The sequence below is a fragment of the Lactobacillus sp. WILCCON 0149 genome (assembly GCF_057197965.1).
The window spans coordinates 478,958-497,836 of the sequence record NZ_JBUBHO010000001.1 but is presented as its reverse complement, the minus strand read 5'-3'; the positions used below and the strand labels follow the sequence as shown (position 1 = coordinate 497,836).

Here is an 18,879-nt window from a genome sequence, read left to right as displayed (position 1 = left end):
TTTTCTATGTGCTTAATTAGCGATGTAGGCGTACTTGAAGTTGTAGCAGACACCGGCACTGTTGTAGATAATGCCCTTGACCTTGCTCTTGATCATCCAGGCCTTGTTGGCTTGAGTCAGCGGAGTTACCCCCTGGTTGACCATCAAGACGTTTTCAGCCTTGGCCAAAAGCTTCATGCGGGCTGTCCCGGAGCTGGTCTTAGATGCCGCGATCAGCTTGTCGTATTCCTTGTTGCTCCACTTACCGTAGTTGTAGGAGTTACCGGTCGTCTCACAGTCCAGGAAGGAAATCGGGTCAGCGTAGTCGGCGATCCAGCCGGACAGGGTGCATTCAAAGTTGCCGGCCAGGACCCGGTTGAGCTTAGTCTTGGAAGGGATGCTCTGCACCTTGACGCTGATCTTGCTCCCAAAAGCAGTTTCCAGCTGGCTTTGGACAAATTCAGCCAGTTTCTTGGAAGTATCATCGTCAGAAGCTAACAGAGTGAAGGACAGTTTGCTCAAGCCCTCTTCCTTCAAGCCCTTTTCAAAGTACTGCTTGGCCAGCTGTTTGTTGTAGCTGGTGTACTTTTTAGCTTCGCTGCTTTCTGCCAGCTTGGTGAAATCCTCGCCATTAACCGTGGTCAAGCCGCTGGAAGTAAAGGTCGTCGCTGCCTTGTAGGTAGCCCCTAAAGTCTTGGACAGGCTGGAGCGGTTGATGGCCATGGAAATCCCCCGGCGGAGGTTGGTGCTGGCAAACTTGCTGTACTTCTTCAAGTTGAACTGGAGATACTGGGTGTTGGCCACTTTTCTGATCGTGTAGCCCTTGGACTTGGTCAATTGCTTGGAGGCCTGGGCGTCCAAGATGGTCCCGTCCAATTTTCCTGCCTGGTAGAGGTTGTAGGCTGTTGACGGGGACTTTTGGACAGAGTAGTTGATCTGGGTCAGCTTGACATTCTTCTTATCCCAGTAGTACTTGTTTTTGACCAGCTTCCAAGAGAGGTTGGAGCCAGACCAGCCCTTGTGAACGAATGGGCCGTTGTAGACCATGTCTTTTGAAGCGGTCCCGTACTTGGATCCGTACTTCTTGACTGCTTGTTCATTTTGCGGGAAGAAAAGCGGGAAGGCCATCAAGAGCTTAAAGTATGGGATCTTCCGCTCTAAATTAACGACCAGCTTGTACTTGCCCACGGCTTTGATGCCAAGGGTGGAAGCTTTTTTCTTACCGGCGACGATCGCGTCGGCGTTTTTGATCCCGGAAAAAAGATAGGAGTATTCTGACGCGGTCTTCGGGTCAACCGTCCGCTTCCAGGAGTAGACAAAGTCCTTGGCGGTCAGGGCCTGGCCGTTGGACCATTTAGCATTCTTGCGGATATTGAAGGTCCAGGTCTTGCCGTCTTTAGAAACGGTTGCCTTGGTTGCCAGGGCGTTTTTGACCTTGGCATTGTTGCCCAGGGTGTAAAGGCCCTCCATGACTTGGTTGACCTGGTTGAAAGAAACGTCGTCCATGATCTTGGACACGTCAATGGTGGACAGTTCCGCCTCTTCCATCCAGTTCAGCTTTTGATTGGCCGCGGTCTTGCTGGAACTCGTCCCGCAGGCAGCCAAAAGTGTCGACGTCATGACGGCCAGGCCGCCCAGGATAATTTTGCTCTTTTTCATTTATTTTTTGCCTCAAATCAAACCAGACTGGTTCAAGGGCGCGCGATGAACCAGCACTACTGCCATTATTCCTAAACCTGCATGTCGCCTGTAGTTTCTCTCCTGATTCATCGCTTGTCACGCTCCTTTTATTGAGGTATAAATTAAGTTTTAAGTTATTTTTCATTCTATCAGTTAGAACGGAAAATGCAAGCATCTTTTTGTGAAAAAACAATTTTTAAGCAAAAAGGGATGAAATAATGCAAACAAAAAACGCGCCTGTGGATGTCCACAAACGCGTTCTTCGTTAATAATTAATGCCCGAGGGCCGTAATTATTTAAGGGTAACAGTTGCGCCAACTTCTTCAAGCTTGATATATAAGCATTTACGGCCTGCTATTTGACACGTTGCAGTAAATATTGCAGTACAATCTCTACTTACTTTTTCCTAGCCAGTCACCAAATTGGCTAGTGCTTTCCTTGTTACTATCATCACTAACATGAGTGTAAGTCTCAAGGGTAATCTGGTAATCTTTATGGCCCAGCCGCTTTTGAATCTGTGCTGGCGTAAGTCTGGCGTCAGCAAGCATGCTGGCGTTAGTGTGCCGGAGACCGTGCGGAGTGATATTATGAAGGCCTGCCTTTTTGGCCACCCGGCTGACTACTCGGTTTACAGTTGGGGCCGCTACGTTGAACAATCTGTCCTGGTCACCCCTGCCGAAATAAGTTCCCTGCTGCTCTTTATAATCAGTCAAGACTTGAATTGTTTTTGGCAGCAGGTAGACCACACGACGACCCGCTGCTGTCTTCGTGTCGTTGACTGTTAGCTTGCCTTTTGCGTCGTGGGAAACAGTCTTACGGATTGATACACAGCCTTGTTTGAGGTCCACATCTGACCAGGTCAGCGCCAGGGCTTCGCCTTTTCTCATTCCAGAATCAGCCAGCAGCTGGACCAGGGCAAAGTATTCCAAGGATTCTTCCTTTTCGGCAGTGGCAAGAAACTTTTCAAGCTCAGCCTTCGTGTAAAAGTTTTCTGGCTTGTCTTCCTGCTGTCTAGGACGTGGCAAAGAGATTTTCTTAAACGGGTTTTTGGTGAGCATTTCCAGCTTGACAGCTTCATCAACAACCATGCTAGCATGAACAATTACTTCCTTATAGCTCTTCATTTTGTCTGCCAGCTGATTGGCTACCTGCTGGCACCTATATGGCGTTAATTTATCTAAATACACGTCGCCGATCAGCGGCAGGATATGCTTTTCAATATGGATTCTAAACAGTGAATACGTTGAACCCCGGACAGCTCTTTTGTATTGCGGTAAGAAAAACTCTTCGTAGAAGTCCCCAAATCTCCACCGCTTTTCGCTAAGCGGCTTGTATTTGCCCTTAGCAATATCATCTAAGACTTTAGAGTAAGCGGCTTGTGCTTCCCGCTTTGTCTTGAACCCCTGCCGCCTAATCATTATGCTTTTGCCCGTGGTATCCTGGCCTGCTGAAAAGCTGAACTTATACTGTGCCTTCCCGCTTTTAGTTTTATATCTCTTTATCTGCTGTGTCATTGTCTCTTCCCTGCAAGTGTCAACACGATTTTAATCAATTTCCACGACGTCAAGGCCCAGTTCCCAGGTGAACGACCAGTCATAGTGCTCTTTCCCGTACGGGTCTATGAAATCTGGCTTATCATTTGGCACCAGATTGGCATTTAAGAATTTTTGCCGTTTAATGATTCGCTCCATGAACTCTGAGTTTTTGACCACCCATTCATTACTTGAACTGTCTTTGTAGTGGACATCTGGATAAACCTGGACTTCATTGTTTGCCGCTATAGTCGTTGCCAGTATTGTAGCAAAAGCACTTTCCGATACTTTGCCGTAACTGTCTTTCAAGTAGCGGACGTTGCCTATAATAGTTTGCTTTCCGTTTTCGTCGCCGTCAAAAACAAGCCAGCTGAACTTTTCTTTCCAAAAGTCAAAGCTGCTTGCTTGATCTTCGCTAAGCAGTCTCGTTGTACTTGGGCGATTATAAGGAACGATTCCGTTTCCTATGAAGTATTTTACAAGTCTGCCCCACAGCGACCAAGGAAAGCTCCGGGCCTGCCAAAAGATTCTGTCACGGTCTTTTTCATTATAGTAGCCCATTAGAAAACGTATTACGCTATCATCTACAGATTCCCCTTGCAGGTATTCCACACTGACGCCGTAAAAGTTAGCTAGCATTCGTAGAGTATCATCAGATGTTTGGCGCTCGCCTTTTTCGTATTTGCTAAGTGTGTTCCCTATGATCTTGGTTTGCCCTGGAAAACGCTCAGTCATTGATTTAGCCGCTTCATTCAGAGTAAGTCCAAGGCCTTTTCTCAATTCACGCAATCTGTTGCCGATTTGGTTGCCCATTTAATCACTTCCTTTCTAGTCTAATTATACGTTAGTTTTCGCCGCTATTAAAGGAAGAAATGAGCTACAGACTAAGAAAGAAAAATAAAGACGAAAAAAATAGTCAAAAGAAGTTGACAATTACACCAGTTAGTCATACTATATAGTTGTGCCAAGGGAAATTGGCACAAGACTAAAAAGAAAGGAGTACAATAAAAATGAAAACTGAATCTGAATACATGAACATGAAGCAGACAATGGCTTACTTAGGGCTTAAAAGCGACCGTGCCTTTTATGCAATGCTGGCCGCTGGCTTACCACAAATCACCGTAGGCAAGTCCAAGCGCTACAGTAAGCGCTCAATTGACCACTTCATGAAGGAACATGAATCCAGCAAGGCAACTGCCTAGAAAGGAAGGAAAGCATGAACATCACGTTAAGTGAAGAAATGCAGCAGGAATTGACCAACAGCCTGCTGCACGTGGTTGAAGGCTATTTGGACAGTCTTCAGTTCGAAAACAAAGAAAAACAGCCCTTCCTCGGACGGAAAAAGGCTGCTGAGTGGTTTGGTGTTGCCCCCACTACGCTGGACGCCTGGGTTAAAGCAGGTGCCCCAGTCGCAATCGTGAACGGCTCCAAGATGTACGGAAAGGAACCGATCACCCAATGGCTGGCTGACCACCAAATTACTAATGATGTTAGCGGGAAATAAAAAAAGCCGCTCTATTACCCTGGCATGGTTTTAGTAAGTGGCTATAGCGTGTATTAATCTCGCTTAATAAAGCCCGGCTAAACTGTGCCGTAACACATTTATGGAGGACCTTACAATGTTTATTTTATCAAAATACAGTGAATTAGTCAACGCTGTAAATGATTTCAATGCTGTAAAAGCTAAGCTGGAGACGGCTGAAGCCGAAACCAACGAGCTGAAGGAACAAGCCAATGAAGCTGAACTGGAAGTCAAGTACTACGAAAGTACCGGGCAACTGAAGACAGCTTGGGCCGATGAAGCCGATCAGAACAAGGCGGGCTGGACTCTTTACCACAGCCTGGACACTGGCCTGGTCTATGCTGGCCAGTGGGAAGCCGTCAGCGCTGCCGTGATCTCTGACGAAATCAGTAAGCAGACAATTGCCGCTATTGACGATTATTGGGCCTTGCAAGCGGCCTTCGACGCTAAGCAAGCCCAGGTCAACACCTGGCTGGACGGGCTGAGCAAAGACGATCTGCTGGCTTTAACCCACGCCTGCCCGGCCGTGTTCCGGTACGTGGCCCGTGACTACAACCTGGCTTACAGTGATATTTAAGCAGCTTGTGTGTGCTGTCCGGCTTTATGCACACACTGACTGCAATTTGAAAAAATGAACTAAAGCAAGATGCTGACAGAAAGGGGCTTTGTCAAATGACACAATTTTCGAATGAAAAGGTTCATAACATCTATGACGCAACAATTCAAAACGGCCAAAAATTTGGCCTTAGCAACAGACAAGGCTACTACCATGCTTTTCAAACACAGTGAAGCCCTGGCGGCTAACACGAACATCGAGGTCGACACTGGCAAGCGCAATAAAAGCATGGTCGTGACAATTGACCTGCCCGACAATGCAAAGGCCGTTAATTGGTCCACGCCACTGACAGGTTTTGACCGGGAAGTCTTAGACACCGTCAACACTCTGCTGGAGGCAGACAATCGAACGGTTACAATTGACCAGATTTACCGCCACATGATTGGTCAGCCGCAAAGCAAGCGCAAGGCGCCTAAAGCTATGGCTGAATCGATTGAACGGTCTATGAATGGCCTGCTCTGCAGAGTGGTAAAGATTGACGCAACAGCTGAAGCTAAAGCTTACGGGCTGGAGCTAGACAAGGCAACCTTTACTGGCAGTATTTTATCGTTTGAAAGTCTGACGATTGAAGCAGGCGGCAAGCAAGTAACCGCCTATAACATTTTAAGTTCTCTGCTTTTTGAGAGGTATTCAAAGGCGAAGAAGCAGGTCGATAGTTCGCTTCCCGTTACTGCTGGAAACGTTCCGATCAGACACACGACTGGAAATATTGAGCTTGTTAGCTACTTGAAGCGCCGTATCCTGGCTATGAGACCAACGAAGACACAGCAGCGGAAAGCTATTTCAAACAGAATTAACGTGGAAAACATGCTTGATGAGTTGGGCATTGCCCCTAGGGGCGAAAAAAAAGCTAGCACCAGAGTTGCGAAGACCAGAGCTTTGCAAACGGTCATGAAAATTCTGGACTACTGGAAAACGATAGTCTGCACGGACGGGAAGCCGTTTATCAGCAGCTACCTGGTCCATGGTAAAAAGCCCGTTAAGTCCATTGAAATTCGTTTTTAGCCAGACCGGCGAACGCTTGTTCCAGTCTAACAACTGTTAACACTGGGTCTCACGTTTGTTAACATAGGGTCTCACGTTTGTTAACATAGGGTCTCACGTTTGTTAACATAGGAACACCAACAAAAGGCCCTTGACCACTACAGCCGCAAGGGTTTAGCAGGGGTGGCAAAAAAAGCAATAAGTAACGTAAGTTATGTAAGTTACGGTTAGCGGGGAAGCAGCCAACGCTTACGCTGCTGCTCCCCCTAGTGGCCTATAGAGAAAGAAGAAAGCAAATGGTGCTCTTTAATACACAAGAAACAATTAACCGCTATGGCGCTCTGAAAAGTTACTTGATGAACGTAATGGCATATTACAAGATTGAACCAAGTCCGAAGGGAGGCCCTGGGAAGTATGTCTGCCCATTTTGTGGCAGTGGCGAGCACTCCAAAGGAACCGGGGCCTTTAGCGTTACACCAGACGGGCAACATTGGACCTGCTTTTCTTGCACTAGAAACGGGGACGTATTCGATCTTGTAGGAGATTTAGAACATATTGACAACAAGGAAGACCAAAGAAAGAAGGTGGTTGAAATTATAGGAAGGGATCCAGTTCCTAGCGGCAGTGGACAAGAAATTTTTGCGCCGACATTGTCCGCATCAGCACCAGCGCCAACACGCAACACGCCGCCACTGCCTAAGAAAGAAAAGGTAGAAGAAGCTGAACGTAATATTCAGCTTTGGCATGGCGATGTTGACGCCACAATGGCACAAACGTATTTAAAGAAGCGTGGGTTTACGGAGCAGACAATCAACAAGTTCAACCTGGGCTGGGACGCTCAACAGCAGGCTATAACTATTCCCTACCCTGGGAAAGCTTACTGGACTAAGCGGAGAATTAACCCTGGCGAATTAGGCAAGTATGACAAGCCGAAAAGCGAGGACCTGGGGAGCGAGCCAATCTTTAACGAATCTGCCTTGCAGCAGAGTGAACCAGTCTTTGTTTGCGAAGGCCAGCTGAACGCAATTAGCATTGAACAGGCTGGCGGGCATGCAATTGCATTGGGTGGCACCAGCGGGAAAGCAAACTTGATGAAATACTTGAAGACGCACAACTGTGAGGCGCCGCTTATTCTCAGCTTCGATAATGACGAAGCCGGGATAAAGGCTAGTCAAGATTTAGCCTGGGACTTGAACGAAAATAACATGAAGTATGTTCCCGGAGAGTTTGACTTTGGCGCTAACGGCTGTAATGACATCAACGAACTGCTGCAGAAAGCACCAGACGAGCTGGCCGAACTTGTTAAAAAGAACAATGCAGAGGCTGAAAAGGCCCGCTTAGGCAAAAAGAATGTTGAAAAGCTGGAGATTGCGGCCAACTACCTTAGCAACGGCTGGATGAAGGACTATGAACTGTTTTCAAAACTGCCGCCTAAGGGGACTGGGTTTGGAATTTACGATGAAGAAACTGGCGGACTTTACCCTGGCTTATACGTACTGGGCGCAATTAGTTCCCTGGGCAAGACCACCCTTGTACACCAGATTGCCGATCAAATGGCGGAGAATGGCGAATACATTCTTTACTTCAGTTTGGAACAAACCCAGTTCGAATTGACAAACAAATCAATTTCCAGAACTACCGCTTTAACCAATGGAAAGGATAAAGCGATCAGTGCTATTCAGATTCGAACCGACAATTTCAAGGAAGGCCAGAAAGACGAAGTTGCAAAAGCATTTGTAGAGTACAGGCATAAGGTGAAGGACCATATGTTTATTGTTAAGCCTTCGTTTGCTGATACTAAAGTAGAAATGATTTGCAAAACGGTAAAGGCCTATATGGAAATCTACAAGCAGAAACCCGTGGTATTTATCGACTACCTGCAATTGCTGGAAGCACCAGAGAACCTTCGCCTGGCTGACAAACAGAAGACTGATTATGTAGTCAAGAAACTGAAGGAACTTCAGAGCAATGAAAACTTAACGATGATTACGATCAGTTCTTTGAACCGTGCAAACTACATGGTCCCTATTGGCTTTGAAAGCTTTAAAGAATCTGGATTGATTGAGTATTCAGCTGACGTGGTCCTGGGCCTGCAATTGCAATGCTTAGACGACGATTTGTTCAACAGTGAGGCCAAGGGGAAGATAAAAGAAAAGCGTGAAAAGATTCAAGACGCAAAAGCTGAAAATCCACGAAAGATTAAGCTTGTCTGCTTGAAGAATCGTTACGGGAAAACAAACTTCGTAGACTACTTCGATTACTACCCTGCTTGTGACTTATTCGAAGAGGACCTGGCAGCACTGATTGCAAAAGAAAGCATAAATAACGGGAAGTTTACTACTAAAAGAGTGAAGAAAACCGTTAGGGTATAAAACAAGGAGAAACAAAAATGACAAATAGCGAAGAAAACAAGTTTGACGTAATCACTTTAATTGCTGAAGCCCAAGCGGCTAACGACAAGCTGCATAAGCTCATTGATGAGTTTAGGGCTTACCAAACAATGGAAGCACAAATCTGGCAGCAAATCACTGAAAACCGCAAGCCCGTTTTCATTCGTGAGGCGTCGGGGCATGAAGCAAATACAGGCGAACTGAACCTGGAAGACGAAAAGGACGAACTGGCCCAATCTTGGGGCATTCCGCCAGAATTGCAGGACCACTGGAAGAAACAAGCGGCCGTAGTCTTGCGGTTTGAAAGCACTGAAAACGAGCTTCGTTCTAACTTGTATTACGTGCCTAAGACAGAAAAGAACCAGGGCCTGCTGGAAGCGCAAAGAATGGCAGCGAACGGAACCCGTGCCGTTATGCAGCAAGTCTTCAGCGCATTAAAGAAGGCTGACCAAGCACGGGACGAGGCACTGCTTATGTATAACGACATTTGCACCAATAAGAACAAAGCGGCATTTGCTAAATGCTGGGAGTACTTCCCGGTAATGCTGGGAGTAGAAGATTTTGAAAAGCTGGACCAGGCTTGTGGCCTGGCAGGCGACTTCATCAAGTCAGCAATCAAGTAAGACACAAACGAAAGGAACACACAAATGACAATTAACGAAATTTTAACTAAAGCAATCAAATCAACCAAGGAAGAACAACGGATTTTTGGACAAGTCCAGGCTACCCAGGCTACTGTGGAAATGATCTGGCACGTGCTGACTAAGTCCACCCCAGCGGCCTACATTCGCAAGGTGGACCCGGAGGAAGTCTTTAGCGGCAGTCTGGACCTGGCAGCCGAAAAGGCCAAGCTTGCTGAAAAGAGAGGGCTTCGGTCCCCCTTACTGGACCGCTGGGAAAAACAGACAGCAGTAGTGTTAAGAATTGAAGCAATTGATAACACCCCACAATTTAGTATTTACCAGCTGGCTAAAACCAGAAGCAACCAGGACTTGATTTATCTTTTTCAAGAAATGGTAGACGCTGTTTTGTCAACCATTGGCCGTTTAGCCACCGCCGTTGACTGTGAACTGAAGGCACAAGAGGCGGCCTTAGACGAGTACTATTATGTTTGTTACGAAAACCAGAACCTGGACTTGATTAAAAAGAACTGGCAGTGCATTCCGGCAATGCTTGGGGCTGACGATGAGGAAGCCGCTGACGCTACCAAAGAGCTGTTTAAGTGGCGTGCATTAGATAATGCTCTGTATCACAACTTCCCAGACCAGCAAGTGGTTGACGCCGATCAGCTGCAGGAAGTCCTGGCCCATAGCTATGAACAACCGATCAGCGCCGAAGAGCTGAAGGCAAGCATGAAGGCAATGCTCTGGCAATATAACGCTAGCGACAATACGTTTACTAAGCCAACCATTGGCGAACTGTGATATAATAAGAGAGTGCTAATGAAAACGCACATCGTAAATGTATTATTAGATTTACGTAGTTGAATTTGTAGGCTAGCAGCCAAACACAGTTAAGCCAGCGACAACTGAATAGACTGAGAAACGGACACCGCCGAAGAGGTGTCCGTTTTGCTATATCTTGATAGATATGTTATAATAGACATGTACTAAGGACATTAGTACAACATCTTCGCTACGCTGTTCATAATGAATAAATTGTCATGAAATCTTCCTTTTGCTGAAAACATTCCTTTCAGCCGTCAGTCCGTTCCCTGGATTGACGGCTTTTCTGTTGCCTTCGTGCAGTGTGGTTATCACTGCCCTGCCCGACTGCCACCTGGTCCAGGTCTGCCAGGGAGAGCCCCGGCTAAAAGTCTGGCCCGTCGAATTGACGGCTGAAAACTCAAGGCAAACAAAAAAGCCGCAAATCAATGCAGCTTTGATGTCATGTTCTGTGATAGCCCTAGAAGGCCCATATAAGCCCGCTGAGCGGTTTTAGCCTGGCCCGGTACTCTTGCCCACGGAACTGGCTAGGATACCCCCCTGGCCCCAAAATTTGGGCTTTCTCTACCAAGGGGAGCGGGCGCCAGGCATTACTTGACGATAAATTCGTTTTTGAATTACTTTAAAAATTCAAAGTCATTTCAAAAATTGCAAATTTATCGCCGATTTTTTCTTATTCGATTCACCCCAAGAATACCACTGTAGCGGGCTTTGTCAACACATGGCATAAAAATTTTTAAAAATTATTTTGGGAGCTTTTCCGTATACCCTTTATAAATCCTGTTATATCAACGTTTCTAGCGTTTTTATTATAAAAGCTGCTAGAAATGCTAGTTCCCCTTTATATTTTAATTTGTGTTATACTATATCTATGAAGCGAACAAAAAGGAGGCGTATAGATTTGAAAGAACCACATTTGGCAGATATTGCTGACTATCTTTTCATGAGTGAGAGCCAGCTCAGCAAGCTAATGGCCCGCAATAGTTCTGGGCTAGTCAATGAAGTGCTTGAAATTTGCGCTTCAAATCTATTGTTCGGAAAAACAGTTTAAACAAAGGGAGATGAAGACTATGGAAATCGATATTTACGGAGACATTACCCCAATTATCGAAGAGAACACAGACATGTCAGCTAGTCGCTTGCGTGGCCTGCTGAAGAAGACGGCCGGGCCAATTGACCTGCATATTAACAGCAGTGGCGGAGACGTTTTCGAAGGGCTAGCTATCTATAACCTGCTGAAGGCCAGCCCCAACCATATCACGGTTTACATTGACGGCTTGGCCGCTAGTGTTGCCAGTGTGGTAGCAATGGCAGGCGACCGCATTTACATTCCAGCTAACGCAATGCTTATGATTCAAGCGCCGTGGACATCAGCACAAGGCAATGCTAAGGAACTTCGCAAGCTGGCAGCTGATCTTGACCGACTGGCTGAATCAATGAAAAACATCTACATGGACCGTTCTAGCGGCCGCGTGAGCCGTCAAGACATTACCAAGCTAATGGACCAAGAAACCTGGCTAACAGGCTCTGAGGCCCTAGAATACGGCCTAGCGGACAAGGTATTAAACCCGGTCAAGGTAGCGGCTTGCCTAACACATGAGCAAGCCAAAATGTTTAAGCACGTGCCGGAGGTGGTCAACTATGCAAGATGAAATGAAAGCCTTGTATGAATGGAACTATACCACCCCGCTTAGAGAACGTGCTCAAGCGTTGGAAAAGCTAGATCAAGAAAAGCCCGTTGAAGTTTTGATGAAGGCCGGGAAGGTCAAGTTCATTCAAGACCTGGACAAGCCCACAATCGGCCACGACACGGCCGCCAGCTTGGGCCTAGTGGCAGTTCAGATGAGACCAGAGAAAGCTAAGCGCCTGCTTTTAAGAAGCGCTCTGGCCGGAATTAGACAACACAAACTCAATGTTTTCTGTAAAGGAGAATAGACAATGCAGCATTACTTATTTACTTTGGAAAACGTCATCAATCACTTTCAAGCCAAATCTTATGAAGACTTGGAACAACTGACCCAGGAAGAAGTCTTCGACTATTTCAAGTCCCGCCTGCTGACCGAAAAGGAAGCCGAAGAAAAGCATGATCTGGCAATTATGCTGGACGGCAAGAATTACCCTAAGACTGCTAACGATTTCCGGGCCCGTAGCCGCTACATGGAGAACATGGCAGAGGTTGAACCCTATTCCCGTTGGCTGATCTACCGAGACGAAAACGGGGCAATCAGATACAGCGAAAAGGCCGGAGCAACTGACCATAGCGGACTGTTCAAACGGCACTCATCTTTCACCCGTGGAGATTACAGCCCAGCACAAGCAGTCGGAGAGTTTGCACGGGAAGCTGACCGTTTGGAAGTACATTACCCGGTTTACAATCCAGACAATCATTTCTAGGAGGTAGCCAATGTTCTATTACGACTTACACACACGTGACGCTAACGGCAACGTTTCAATAGTTGCTAAGGGCCACCAGGGCAAGCGAGCAACTATTGCGCCACTGGCCGCCACTTGGAACTGGGCTAATACGCCAGCCGCTTGGAAAACCAACGCCGCATTAATTGGCGGGTCAGCTAGAGCAAGCAAGCCGATCACACTCAAGGCATGCAGAACCATGACCAGCAGTGACGGCCGCCGGACTTACTTTTACCCATGTGACAGCTTGGTTGAAAGATATAAAGCGGGCCAGGTTGATGAAGCGGCATGGACCTTTGCAAGTGCCGGGGCCTTTGCTGTCCTGGACTTTATCAAAAACCGCAAGAAATATGACCGGGACATCGAGACCCGAGCCGAATACGCACCAGCCCTGCCCTGCATGGCTTACTACGATGAGAGTATGAATTTGATCTACTATAGCGTAGGCAGTCAGCCAGCACCAGGTCCAGAGGCGTGGTTAACACAAGAGAGATACGCCGGGCAAACTATTGAGAGAAAGCTGACCACCGCCAGCGAGTTAAACAGGAAGATTAAGGCATGACACCAGAACAATTTATTAGAGCACCAAAAGCGAAGAAGATTGAATTTCTAACCGAACTGGCAGAGTTGCTTGCTTATGACCACGTAGACAAGGAAGAACACGTCATTGGGTTCACCGCCAAGCCCTACAAGCTGGGCGAGAAGACCGACAATTATGCTGCCCTTGCCTACCGGGTCCGGGCCGTCATTCGGTACATCAAGACAGCCGTCGTGGTCATCAAGCTAGCCCCTGCTGCTGATCTTGAACCGATTGGCTACGACAAGGACCTGGACGCATGGCAACTGCTCTGCCCGATCACTGAAGGCGCTGACTGGGTAACTGAGGCCGAAGCTTTGGCTGAAGACAAAACCCTAAAGGCCCTGCTGGATACGGTCCGCCGGGAGTTTGAACGGCATATTGAAACGCTCTACGGTCAAGACCAGGACGAAGACGACCAGGAAGACGCTGAAGACACTGTAATTGAAAGCTTACCCTACTCCGCAAGTCAAAAGCGCCTTGTAGCCAGCCTTAAACGGCAGAGAAAGAGCCGGGAAGTAATGGCCGATGAATTAGCCAAAACCGGGTTGACCAAAGCACAAGCCCGAGTAACGGCCTACATGCTTAGTGGCCTAATCGACGCTGAGAAGAAGAATGAAGGTGAATCCCACGAGATTAATAACTAGAGAGCACCAGAATGGCCGTATCAGCACAAGTGAACTGGCCGCATGGCTCCACTTGGAACCTAGCCGCTATAAGAAGCTGATTGAAGGGCGGCCGGATATTGCAGTTAAGATTGTGAGCGAATTTAAGAAAGCAGGTGAACCGCATGTACCTTGGTGGGACAAGTGAGGAACAGGAAGCAGCCTTGGTTACGGCTGGGGTTCATCAAGCTGAGCAGAGTTTGACGGAACGGCTGGCTGATATGGACAAGGCCGAAAAGATTCGGGTCTACTACTACCAGAACGAGGTTGAGCTGCTAAAGGACGCTAGCCAACCCCTGCCAGTCAATATGCTGAACTGTCGCTATGTGGATATCAGCCCGACCAAGGCTAAGCGGATTATCTTGCGGCTTGCATTGCACAATAACATGAGGTGGGCAACTATTGAAGGCTTCGCAACTGAACCGGGCGACTAAGCAGCTGATCTATGGACTGTTAGCCGACTACCCACGATATGAAGACTATATCAAGCAGAGAAAATTAGAAATTGCCTTTGAGCACCGGCAAAAGAATCTTGACGATAACTTCGGGGGCGGTCACCCACATGACTACACCGGAGCCCCAGCGGCCCTGGCTAAGCTGGAAGCTGAAGAAGCTGATTGGCGACTGCAAGCCCTTGAGAGAGAGTATAAGGCAATCACTGATTGTTATCTTGACGGCCCAGAGGAAGCCCGGATAATCTGCCAGGAATGTTATTTCAAGCGGCATTCCGTGGATACGATTGAAAGCTTGATAACCAAGGGCAAGCTGCTTGTAAGCAAGTCCACAGCCAACAGAATTTGGTCTGCCTGGCTTGCGGACCTGGCCAAACGCTTAGGCTTGCGTATGGAAAATCTAAGATAAATAACCCGGCCTACCAGCTTACCACCTAAGCCCCAGTGGTTGACATGAGGGCTAGCAGGCCGGAAACAAAGGGGCGCTCCATTAAAATAAAACTTGCTTCGAAGGTCAGTCTTACCGGACTGGCCTTTTTCTTTTGCTGGGGTACCGTTTCGGTAGTCGAGGTTAAAGGGGTGAACGAATCGTTACCCCCGTGCAGGCTAGGTGTCGCTGAATCGAAGACCCCCAAGACAAAAGGCGGCCCTATTCCAGGGCACCCTTTGCCCACAAGTGGGCAAAGCAGTTTTACAAGCGTAACTCTAGTTACGGACGTAAGCTTTTAACCTTACACGTATGGAAGGAGTTTTGCCGTCCCCACTTGTGGGGATGCTTAAGTATTTTTGTCCTTACACGCATGGAGGGAGTAGTTACAACTACGCCCAGCTCAATAACAAACCGTTAGCAAGTTGCCACCCCGGCCGATGTTTGCACTTTGAGGTGCACCCATAGCCAGCGTACTTTTTTAAGTACGGAGGTTACAAAGGCGCCCGAAAGTCCCCTTGTAGCTGAACGAACGTAACTGGAGTTACACCCTACAACCGTAGTTGTAACTACGTTTTTCCCCGTGTGGATATCGAAGGACTGTCCAAAGCAAGCGCCCTTTGTAGAATCGATTTTAAGCCCAATACAGCCGTTTTAAGCCAGCTTGCGTGTGAGCATACATTAAGTGATATAGAACGGCTTATACGGCTAAAATAAGCGTTCTGGGCGCAATAGGTACCCCCGGGGGTCTTTGTCCCAAGTTCAACCCGCTTCCTGGTCAATTGAAGCCCATTTACTCGCAAATTCGTTTTTAGCAAGTTTGAAAGTTAAAAGATTCACAATATGGGCAAAAGAAAAAGCCTATCCAGGACGGATAAGCTCAATCGTGTTCACATTTGCAGGGGAAAAATATTGCAGTTTTCGTTGCACTATTTTTGACTATTTTAGAGTTTTCTAGAATAGTACTTGCAGAAAGAATGCTGATATATCAACGATTCAGACGTTAAGAAGCCCTAGCAAACATACATTCTTTATTTAAGGGTAACAGTTGCGCCAACTTCTTCAAGCTTAGCCTTAAGTTCGTTAGCTTCGTCTTCTGACAAGCCTTCCTTAAGAACAACTGGAGCACCGTCAACAGTCTTCTTAGCGTCCAGCAAGCTTGCGCCAGTAACTTCCTTAACGATCTTGATAACCTTAACCTTTTCAGTACCTGCTGAAGTCAATTCAACATCGAAGCTTGACTTAGCTTCTTCAGCAGCACCAGCGGCACCAGCAGCAGCTACAGGAGCAGCAGCAGTAACGCCGAATTCTTCTTCGATAGCGTGTACCAGGTCGTTCAATTCAAGAATTGAAGCACCCTTCAATTGTTCAATGATGTTAGCAGTATCCAAAGCCATTGTAATATCCTCCGAAAATATGGAATTTAATATCTAGTTTAAAATGACCAGACTATTCAGCTGATTCTTCCTTTGATTCAGCGACAGCCTTAACAACGTATGCAAAGTTGCGTACAGGTGCTTGCAATACAGAAAGAAGCATTGAAAGCAGACCTTCGCGATTTGGAATTGCAGCCAGTTCTTCGACTTGTTCCTTGGTAGCAACTTGACCTTCAAGTGCACCACCCTTAATTTCAACAACGTCGAACTTCTTAGCGTAGTCAGCAGCGATCCGGGCAGGTGCAGTAACGTTGTCTTCATCATCAGTGTAGATCACAGCTGATGGGCCAACGAATACAGGTGCCAAATCTTCCAAGCCGGCTTGAGCAGCAGCACGACGAAGGTAAGTGTTCTTGACAACCTTCATCTTGGCGTTGCTTTCACGCAATTCTGCACGGAACGCAGTAACTTCGTCAACAGTCAAACCAAGGTAGTTGATAACTACGATGGACTTAGCTGACTTAAGTTCTTCTGCAAATTCTTCAACGAATTTAGCCTTAGCAGCGATAATAGCTTGACTCAAAATTATTCACCTCCATAAAATTTTGTAAAATTCTACAAGGCCTAAAAAACTCCATGCCAAGAAAGACATGGAGAGTTTAATAATCTTCATTATCTTCTGGCCTCGGCGGGATTGTATTGAGGCTTTACGCCACCCACGTCTTAGGTTAGAAATTTACTTTATCTAGATTACCATTTGAAACAAGATCTGTCAAACCTTTTTCGCCACTTTTTGCAAAAATCTGCTAAAATCTACTGTAATGACTTTTAGGAGGTACAATTTTGAAGAGTAAACTGATCGACATTTTCTACTTCTTCTTAGCCGGCATTTCCGGCACCCTGGCTGTCTTCAGCATGTTCAAGGACCATTCCGCCGCCAGCATCGCTTTAGACGTCTTATTCCTCATCATCAGCGCCTACTTCATTGTCCGCGGCTTCCTGGACATCGAATCTGAAAACAAGAAGCTGAGCAGGAACTGGCAGATCCTCTCCTGGATCGCCTGGTGTCTGCTCCTCTTGGGCGTCATTTTGACCTTGACTGGCTATAAGCTAGGCATTAACGGCCTGGGCTGGGGTGGCTTCATCCTCTTCTTGCTCTGCTCATTCATCGTGCCTGAACAAGCCAACGACAAGAACTTCCACGTCAAGCGCCGGGACGAGACCGGTTTTGATGATAAAAATTAAGTCTGTTTTTTAGTATTTTTTAACAAAATAAACTAGCAAACGCTTGCAGCCTGCCTTTTGAAAAAGCAGGCTCTTTTTTTGCCCCTTTTTCAACTTTTTTCAGTATATTTCTTCTCTTTCTAAATTGGTCTAGAGTTTTACAAAAAGAACCTTCATGGTATAACTAAGAGCATAAATCTTAGCAAGCAATTGGTATAGAAATAGAAGCAGAAAGGAAAAAAGGATGAACACAGCAAACACCGTCTTCTTAATTATCGCCGCCGTCCTGGTCTTGATGATGACCCCGGGCCTGGCCTTTTTCTACGGGGGCCTGGTCTCCAAGAAAAACGTAGTCAACACCATGCTCTCGGTCTTCATCATCTGTGCTTTAGCCATCGTCTTATTCGTGGCCTTTGGCTATGAGCTTTGCTTCAACGGCAACGTAGCCGGGATTTTTGGCAAAGTCCAGCACATCTTCCTCTCCGGCAGCGACTTGACCAAGGTTGTTTTAAAAGACCAGGGAATTACAGCAGCCAGCTACCTGCTTTTTGAAATGATGTTTGCCATCATCACCCCCGCCCTCTTCGTCGGGGCCACGGTGGGCCGGATGCGGTTCAACTTCCTTTTGGTCTTCGTCTTCTTCTGGTCCATCCTGGTCTACTACCCCCTGGTCCACATGGTCTGGGGCAATGGCGGGCTTTTGGCCGGCTGGGGGATCCTGGACTTTGCCGGCGGCACGGTCGTTCACATCAACGCCGGCATCACCGCCTTGGTCTTGTCCATCTTCTTAGGGCCCCGCTACCAAAAGCAGACCCGTCCTTACAGCCTGCCTTGGGTCCTTTTGGGGACTGCCATCCTCTGGCTGGGCTGGTACGGCTTCAACGCCGGCAGCGCCTTCGGCATGAACCAAACGGCTTTGACGGCCTGCTTAACCAGCACGGTTGCCGCCGCTGCTTCCATGATGACCTGGCTTTTGCTGGAAGAAGCATTCAGCGGCAAGGCCAGCCTGGATGGGATCTGCACCGGTACCCTCTGCGGGTTAGTCGGCATCACGCCGGGGGCTGGCTATGAGACCTGCGCCGGTGCCCTCTTTACCGGCATTCTCTGCAGTCTGGCCAGCTACTTCTTCATCAGCCAGGTCAAGGGGCGGCTCAGCTTTGACGATCCTCTGGATGCCTTTGGCTGCCACGGTGTCTCCGGCATCGTTGGTTCTTTGACTGTCGGCCTCTTTGCCAGTCAAAAAGTTGACCCGGGGATTTCAGCCAGCGGTCTCTTCTACGGCGGCAGCTGGGAACTTTTAGCTAAGCAGGCAGCCGGCACCCTCTTCACCATCGTCTTTACTCTCTTGATGGTCAGCTTGATTACCCTGGTCTTGAAACGCTTCGTCAACATGCGGGTCTCCGCCCGTGACGAAGAAGTCGGCCTGGACCTCAGCGAGCACGGGGAATTCGCCGACTGTCAGATCAGCGCAAGTCAGGCTATCTTTGGCAAGTAGCAGCATTTTTCTCAATATCCTATTTCATCAAATCATTTCACTTTTATCTTATCCACATCTTTTATCCTATTATCAAATCAAAAAAGCTTTGGCAAACAAACTG

22 protein-coding genes and 1 other annotated feature are annotated in these 18,879 nt (G+C 47.4%); of the genes, 17 read left to right on the top strand and 5 right to left on the bottom strand.

Annotated features, from left to right (window positions below; translation table 11 throughout):
- Positions 1-12: 12 nt before the first annotated feature.
- From ACYVUV_RS02455 to ACYVUV_RS02445, 3 genes are all read right to left on the bottom strand, one after another.
- Positions 13-1,638, bottom strand: a complete 1,626-nt coding sequence (locus ACYVUV_RS02455; protein WP_484498960.1) for a peptide ABC transporter substrate-binding protein — start codon at positions 1,636-1,638, stop codon at positions 13-15.
- 413 nt (positions 1,639-2,051) lie between these two features.
- Complete coding sequence (locus ACYVUV_RS02450; protein WP_484498959.1) at positions 2,052-3,173, bottom strand: tyrosine-type recombinase/integrase; 1,122 nt, start codon at positions 3,171-3,173, stop codon at positions 2,052-2,054.
- A 30-nt stretch (positions 3,174-3,203) separates the two neighbouring features.
- Positions 3,204-4,004, bottom strand: coding sequence for a helix-turn-helix domain-containing protein (locus ACYVUV_RS02445; RefSeq protein WP_484498958.1), 801 nt, complete (start codon positions 4,002-4,004; stop codon positions 3,204-3,206).
- A 197-nt stretch (positions 4,005-4,201) separates the two neighbouring features.
- Between ACYVUV_RS02445 and ACYVUV_RS02440 the strand changes: the two genes are divergently transcribed.
- The 15 genes from ACYVUV_RS02440 (at position 4,202) to ACYVUV_RS02370 (ending at position 14,663) form a co-directional block, all read left to right on the top strand.
- Positions 4,202-4,393: a DNA-binding protein gene (locus tag ACYVUV_RS02440; protein WP_484498957.1), complete on the top strand. Its 192-nt coding sequence runs from the start codon at positions 4,202-4,204 to the stop codon at positions 4,391-4,393.
- Positions 4,394-4,407: 14 nt separating this feature from the next.
- Positions 4,408-4,695, top strand: coding sequence for a DNA-binding protein (locus tag ACYVUV_RS02435; protein ID WP_484498956.1), 288 nt, complete (start codon positions 4,408-4,410; stop codon positions 4,693-4,695).
- Between the two features lie 115 nt (positions 4,696-4,810).
- Positions 4,811-5,290, top strand: coding sequence for a hypothetical protein (locus tag ACYVUV_RS02430; RefSeq protein ID WP_484498955.1), 480 nt, complete (start codon positions 4,811-4,813; stop codon positions 5,288-5,290).
- 132 nt (positions 5,291-5,422) lie between these two features.
- Entirely contained in the window at positions 5,423-6,334 is a 912-nt protein-coding gene (locus tag ACYVUV_RS02425; protein ID WP_484498954.1) for a hypothetical protein, read from the top strand.
- 275 nt (positions 6,335-6,609) lie between these two features.
- Complete coding sequence (locus tag ACYVUV_RS02420) at positions 6,610-8,685, top strand: DnaB-like helicase C-terminal domain-containing protein (protein ID WP_484498953.1); 2,076 nt, start codon at positions 6,610-6,612, stop codon at positions 8,683-8,685.
- Positions 8,686-8,702: 17 nt separating this feature from the next.
- Positions 8,703-9,326 carry a hypothetical protein gene (locus ACYVUV_RS02415; RefSeq protein ID WP_484498952.1) on the top strand — a complete coding sequence of 208 codons (624 nt, stop codon included), beginning with the start codon at positions 8,703-8,705 and terminating at the stop codon, positions 9,324-9,326.
- A 24-nt stretch (positions 9,327-9,350) separates the two neighbouring features.
- Positions 9,351-10,127 carry a hypothetical protein gene (locus ACYVUV_RS02410; RefSeq protein ID WP_484498951.1) on the top strand — a complete coding sequence of 259 codons (777 nt, stop codon included), beginning with the start codon at positions 9,351-9,353 and terminating at the stop codon, positions 10,125-10,127.
- 922 nt (positions 10,128-11,049) lie between these two features.
- A complete protein-coding gene (locus tag ACYVUV_RS02405; protein WP_484498950.1) occupies positions 11,050-11,199 on the top strand; it encodes a hypothetical protein in 150 nt (49 codons plus the stop codon).
- 19 nt (positions 11,200-11,218) lie between these two features.
- A complete protein-coding gene (locus ACYVUV_RS02400; RefSeq protein ID WP_484498949.1) occupies positions 11,219-11,800 on the top strand; it encodes a head maturation protease, ClpP-related in 582 nt (193 codons plus the stop codon).
- The gene (locus tag ACYVUV_RS02395; protein ID WP_484498948.1) at positions 11,790-12,083 is read left to right on the top strand and encodes a hypothetical protein; all 294 of its coding nucleotides are present in this window, start codon (positions 11,790-11,792) and stop codon (positions 12,081-12,083) included. The genes ACYVUV_RS02400 and ACYVUV_RS02395 overlap by 11 nt, the downstream gene beginning before the upstream one ends.
- A gap of 3 nt (positions 12,084-12,086) precedes the next feature.
- Positions 12,087-12,542: a hypothetical protein gene (locus ACYVUV_RS02390; RefSeq protein ID WP_484498947.1), complete on the top strand. Its 456-nt coding sequence runs from the start codon at positions 12,087-12,089 to the stop codon at positions 12,540-12,542.
- Between the two features lie 10 nt (positions 12,543-12,552).
- The gene (locus ACYVUV_RS02385; RefSeq protein WP_484498946.1) at positions 12,553-13,122 is read left to right on the top strand and encodes a hypothetical protein; all 570 of its coding nucleotides are present in this window, start codon (positions 12,553-12,555) and stop codon (positions 13,120-13,122) included.
- Positions 13,119-13,784 carry a hypothetical protein gene (locus ACYVUV_RS02380; protein ID WP_484498945.1) on the top strand — a complete coding sequence of 222 codons (666 nt, stop codon included), beginning with the start codon at positions 13,119-13,121 and terminating at the stop codon, positions 13,782-13,784. Before ACYVUV_RS02385 ends, ACYVUV_RS02380 begins: the two co-directional genes overlap by 4 nt.
- 143 nt (positions 13,785-13,927) lie before the next feature.
- The gene (locus tag ACYVUV_RS02375; RefSeq protein ID WP_484498944.1) at positions 13,928-14,236 is read left to right on the top strand and encodes a hypothetical protein; all 309 of its coding nucleotides are present in this window, start codon (positions 13,928-13,930) and stop codon (positions 14,234-14,236) included.
- On the top strand, positions 14,205-14,663 hold the full coding sequence (locus ACYVUV_RS02370) for a hypothetical protein (protein ID WP_484498943.1): 459 nt from the start codon (positions 14,205-14,207) through the stop codon (positions 14,661-14,663). Before ACYVUV_RS02375 ends, ACYVUV_RS02370 begins: the two co-directional genes overlap by 32 nt.
- Before the next feature lie 1,049 nt (positions 14,664-15,712).
- On the opposite strand, the gene rplL is transcribed toward ACYVUV_RS02370, so the two are convergent.
- Together rplL and rplJ are read right to left on the bottom strand one after the other, a co-directional pair.
- Entirely contained in the window at positions 15,713-16,078 is a 366-nt protein-coding gene (gene rplL / locus ACYVUV_RS02365) for a 50S ribosomal protein L7/L12 (protein ID WP_439775797.1), read from the bottom strand.
- 52 nt (positions 16,079-16,130) lie between these two features.
- A complete protein-coding gene (gene rplJ, locus ACYVUV_RS02360) occupies positions 16,131-16,640 on the bottom strand; it encodes a 50S ribosomal protein L10 (RefSeq protein WP_439775796.1) in 510 nt (169 codons plus the stop codon).
- A 33-nt stretch (positions 16,641-16,673) separates the two neighbouring features.
- Positions 16,674-16,803 (bottom strand) — a sequence feature (ribosomal protein L10 leader region).
- Between the two features lie 97 nt (positions 16,804-16,900).
- Between rplJ and ACYVUV_RS02355 the strand changes: the two genes are divergently transcribed.
- Both ACYVUV_RS02355 and ACYVUV_RS02350 read left to right on the top strand, forming a co-directional pair.
- Positions 16,901-17,302 (top strand): hypothetical protein, encoded by a 402-nt coding sequence (locus ACYVUV_RS02355; protein WP_439775795.1) that lies wholly within the window; start codon positions 16,901-16,903, stop codon positions 17,300-17,302.
- Between the two features lie 223 nt (positions 17,303-17,525).
- On the top strand, positions 17,526-18,776 hold the full coding sequence (locus ACYVUV_RS02350) for an ammonium transporter (RefSeq protein ID WP_439775794.1): 1,251 nt from the start codon (positions 17,526-17,528) through the stop codon (positions 18,774-18,776).
- Positions 18,777-18,879: the final 103 nt, after the last annotated feature.

Excerpts from the sequence above, each read along its gene's own strand:
- ACYVUV_RS02435 (WP_484498956.1), top strand. The coding sequence starts at position 4,408 with ATGAACATCACGTTAAGTGAAGAAATGCAGCAGGAATTGACCAACAGC.
- ACYVUV_RS02430 (WP_484498955.1), top strand. The coding sequence starts at position 4,811 with ATGTTTATTTTATCAAAATACAGTGAATTAGTCAACGCTGTAAATGAT.
- ACYVUV_RS02350 (WP_439775794.1), top strand. The coding sequence starts at position 17,526 with ATGAACACAGCAAACACCGTCTTCTTAATTATCGCCGCCGTCCTGGTC.
- ACYVUV_RS02445 (WP_484498958.1), bottom strand. The coding sequence starts at position 4,004 with ATGGGCAACCAAATCGGCAACAGATTGCGTGAATTGAGAAAAGGCCTT.
- ACYVUV_RS02375 (WP_484498944.1), top strand. The coding sequence starts at position 13,928 with ATGTACCTTGGTGGGACAAGTGAGGAACAGGAAGCAGCCTTGGTTACG.
- ACYVUV_RS02390 (WP_484498947.1), top strand. The coding sequence starts at position 12,087 with ATGCAGCATTACTTATTTACTTTGGAAAACGTCATCAATCACTTTCAA.
- ACYVUV_RS02450 (WP_484498959.1), bottom strand. The coding sequence starts at position 3,173 with ATGACACAGCAGATAAAGAGATATAAAACTAAAAGCGGGAAGGCACAG.
- ACYVUV_RS02440 (WP_484498957.1), top strand. The coding sequence starts at position 4,202 with ATGAAAACTGAATCTGAATACATGAACATGAAGCAGACAATGGCTTAC.
- ACYVUV_RS02415 (WP_484498952.1), top strand. The coding sequence starts at position 8,703 with ATGACAAATAGCGAAGAAAACAAGTTTGACGTAATCACTTTAATTGCT.
- ACYVUV_RS02385 (WP_484498946.1), top strand. The coding sequence starts at position 12,553 with ATGTTCTATTACGACTTACACACACGTGACGCTAACGGCAACGTTTCA.
- ACYVUV_RS02420 (WP_484498953.1), top strand. The coding sequence starts at position 6,610 with ATGGTGCTCTTTAATACACAAGAAACAATTAACCGCTATGGCGCTCTG.
- ACYVUV_RS02380 (WP_484498945.1), top strand. The coding sequence starts at position 13,119 with ATGACACCAGAACAATTTATTAGAGCACCAAAAGCGAAGAAGATTGAA.
- ACYVUV_RS02395 (WP_484498948.1), top strand. The coding sequence starts at position 11,790 with ATGCAAGATGAAATGAAAGCCTTGTATGAATGGAACTATACCACCCCG.
- ACYVUV_RS02400 (WP_484498949.1), top strand. The coding sequence starts at position 11,219 with ATGGAAATCGATATTTACGGAGACATTACCCCAATTATCGAAGAGAAC.
- ACYVUV_RS02425 (WP_484498954.1), top strand. The coding sequence starts at position 5,423 with ATGACGCAACAATTCAAAACGGCCAAAAATTTGGCCTTAGCAACAGAC.
- rplL (WP_439775797.1), bottom strand. The coding sequence starts at position 16,078 with ATGGCTTTGGATACTGCTAACATCATTGAACAATTGAAGGGTGCTTCA.
- ACYVUV_RS02410 (WP_484498951.1), top strand. The coding sequence starts at position 9,351 with ATGACAATTAACGAAATTTTAACTAAAGCAATCAAATCAACCAAGGAA.
- ACYVUV_RS02455 (WP_484498960.1), bottom strand. The coding sequence starts at position 1,638 with ATGAAAAAGAGCAAAATTATCCTGGGCGGCCTGGCCGTCATGACGTCG.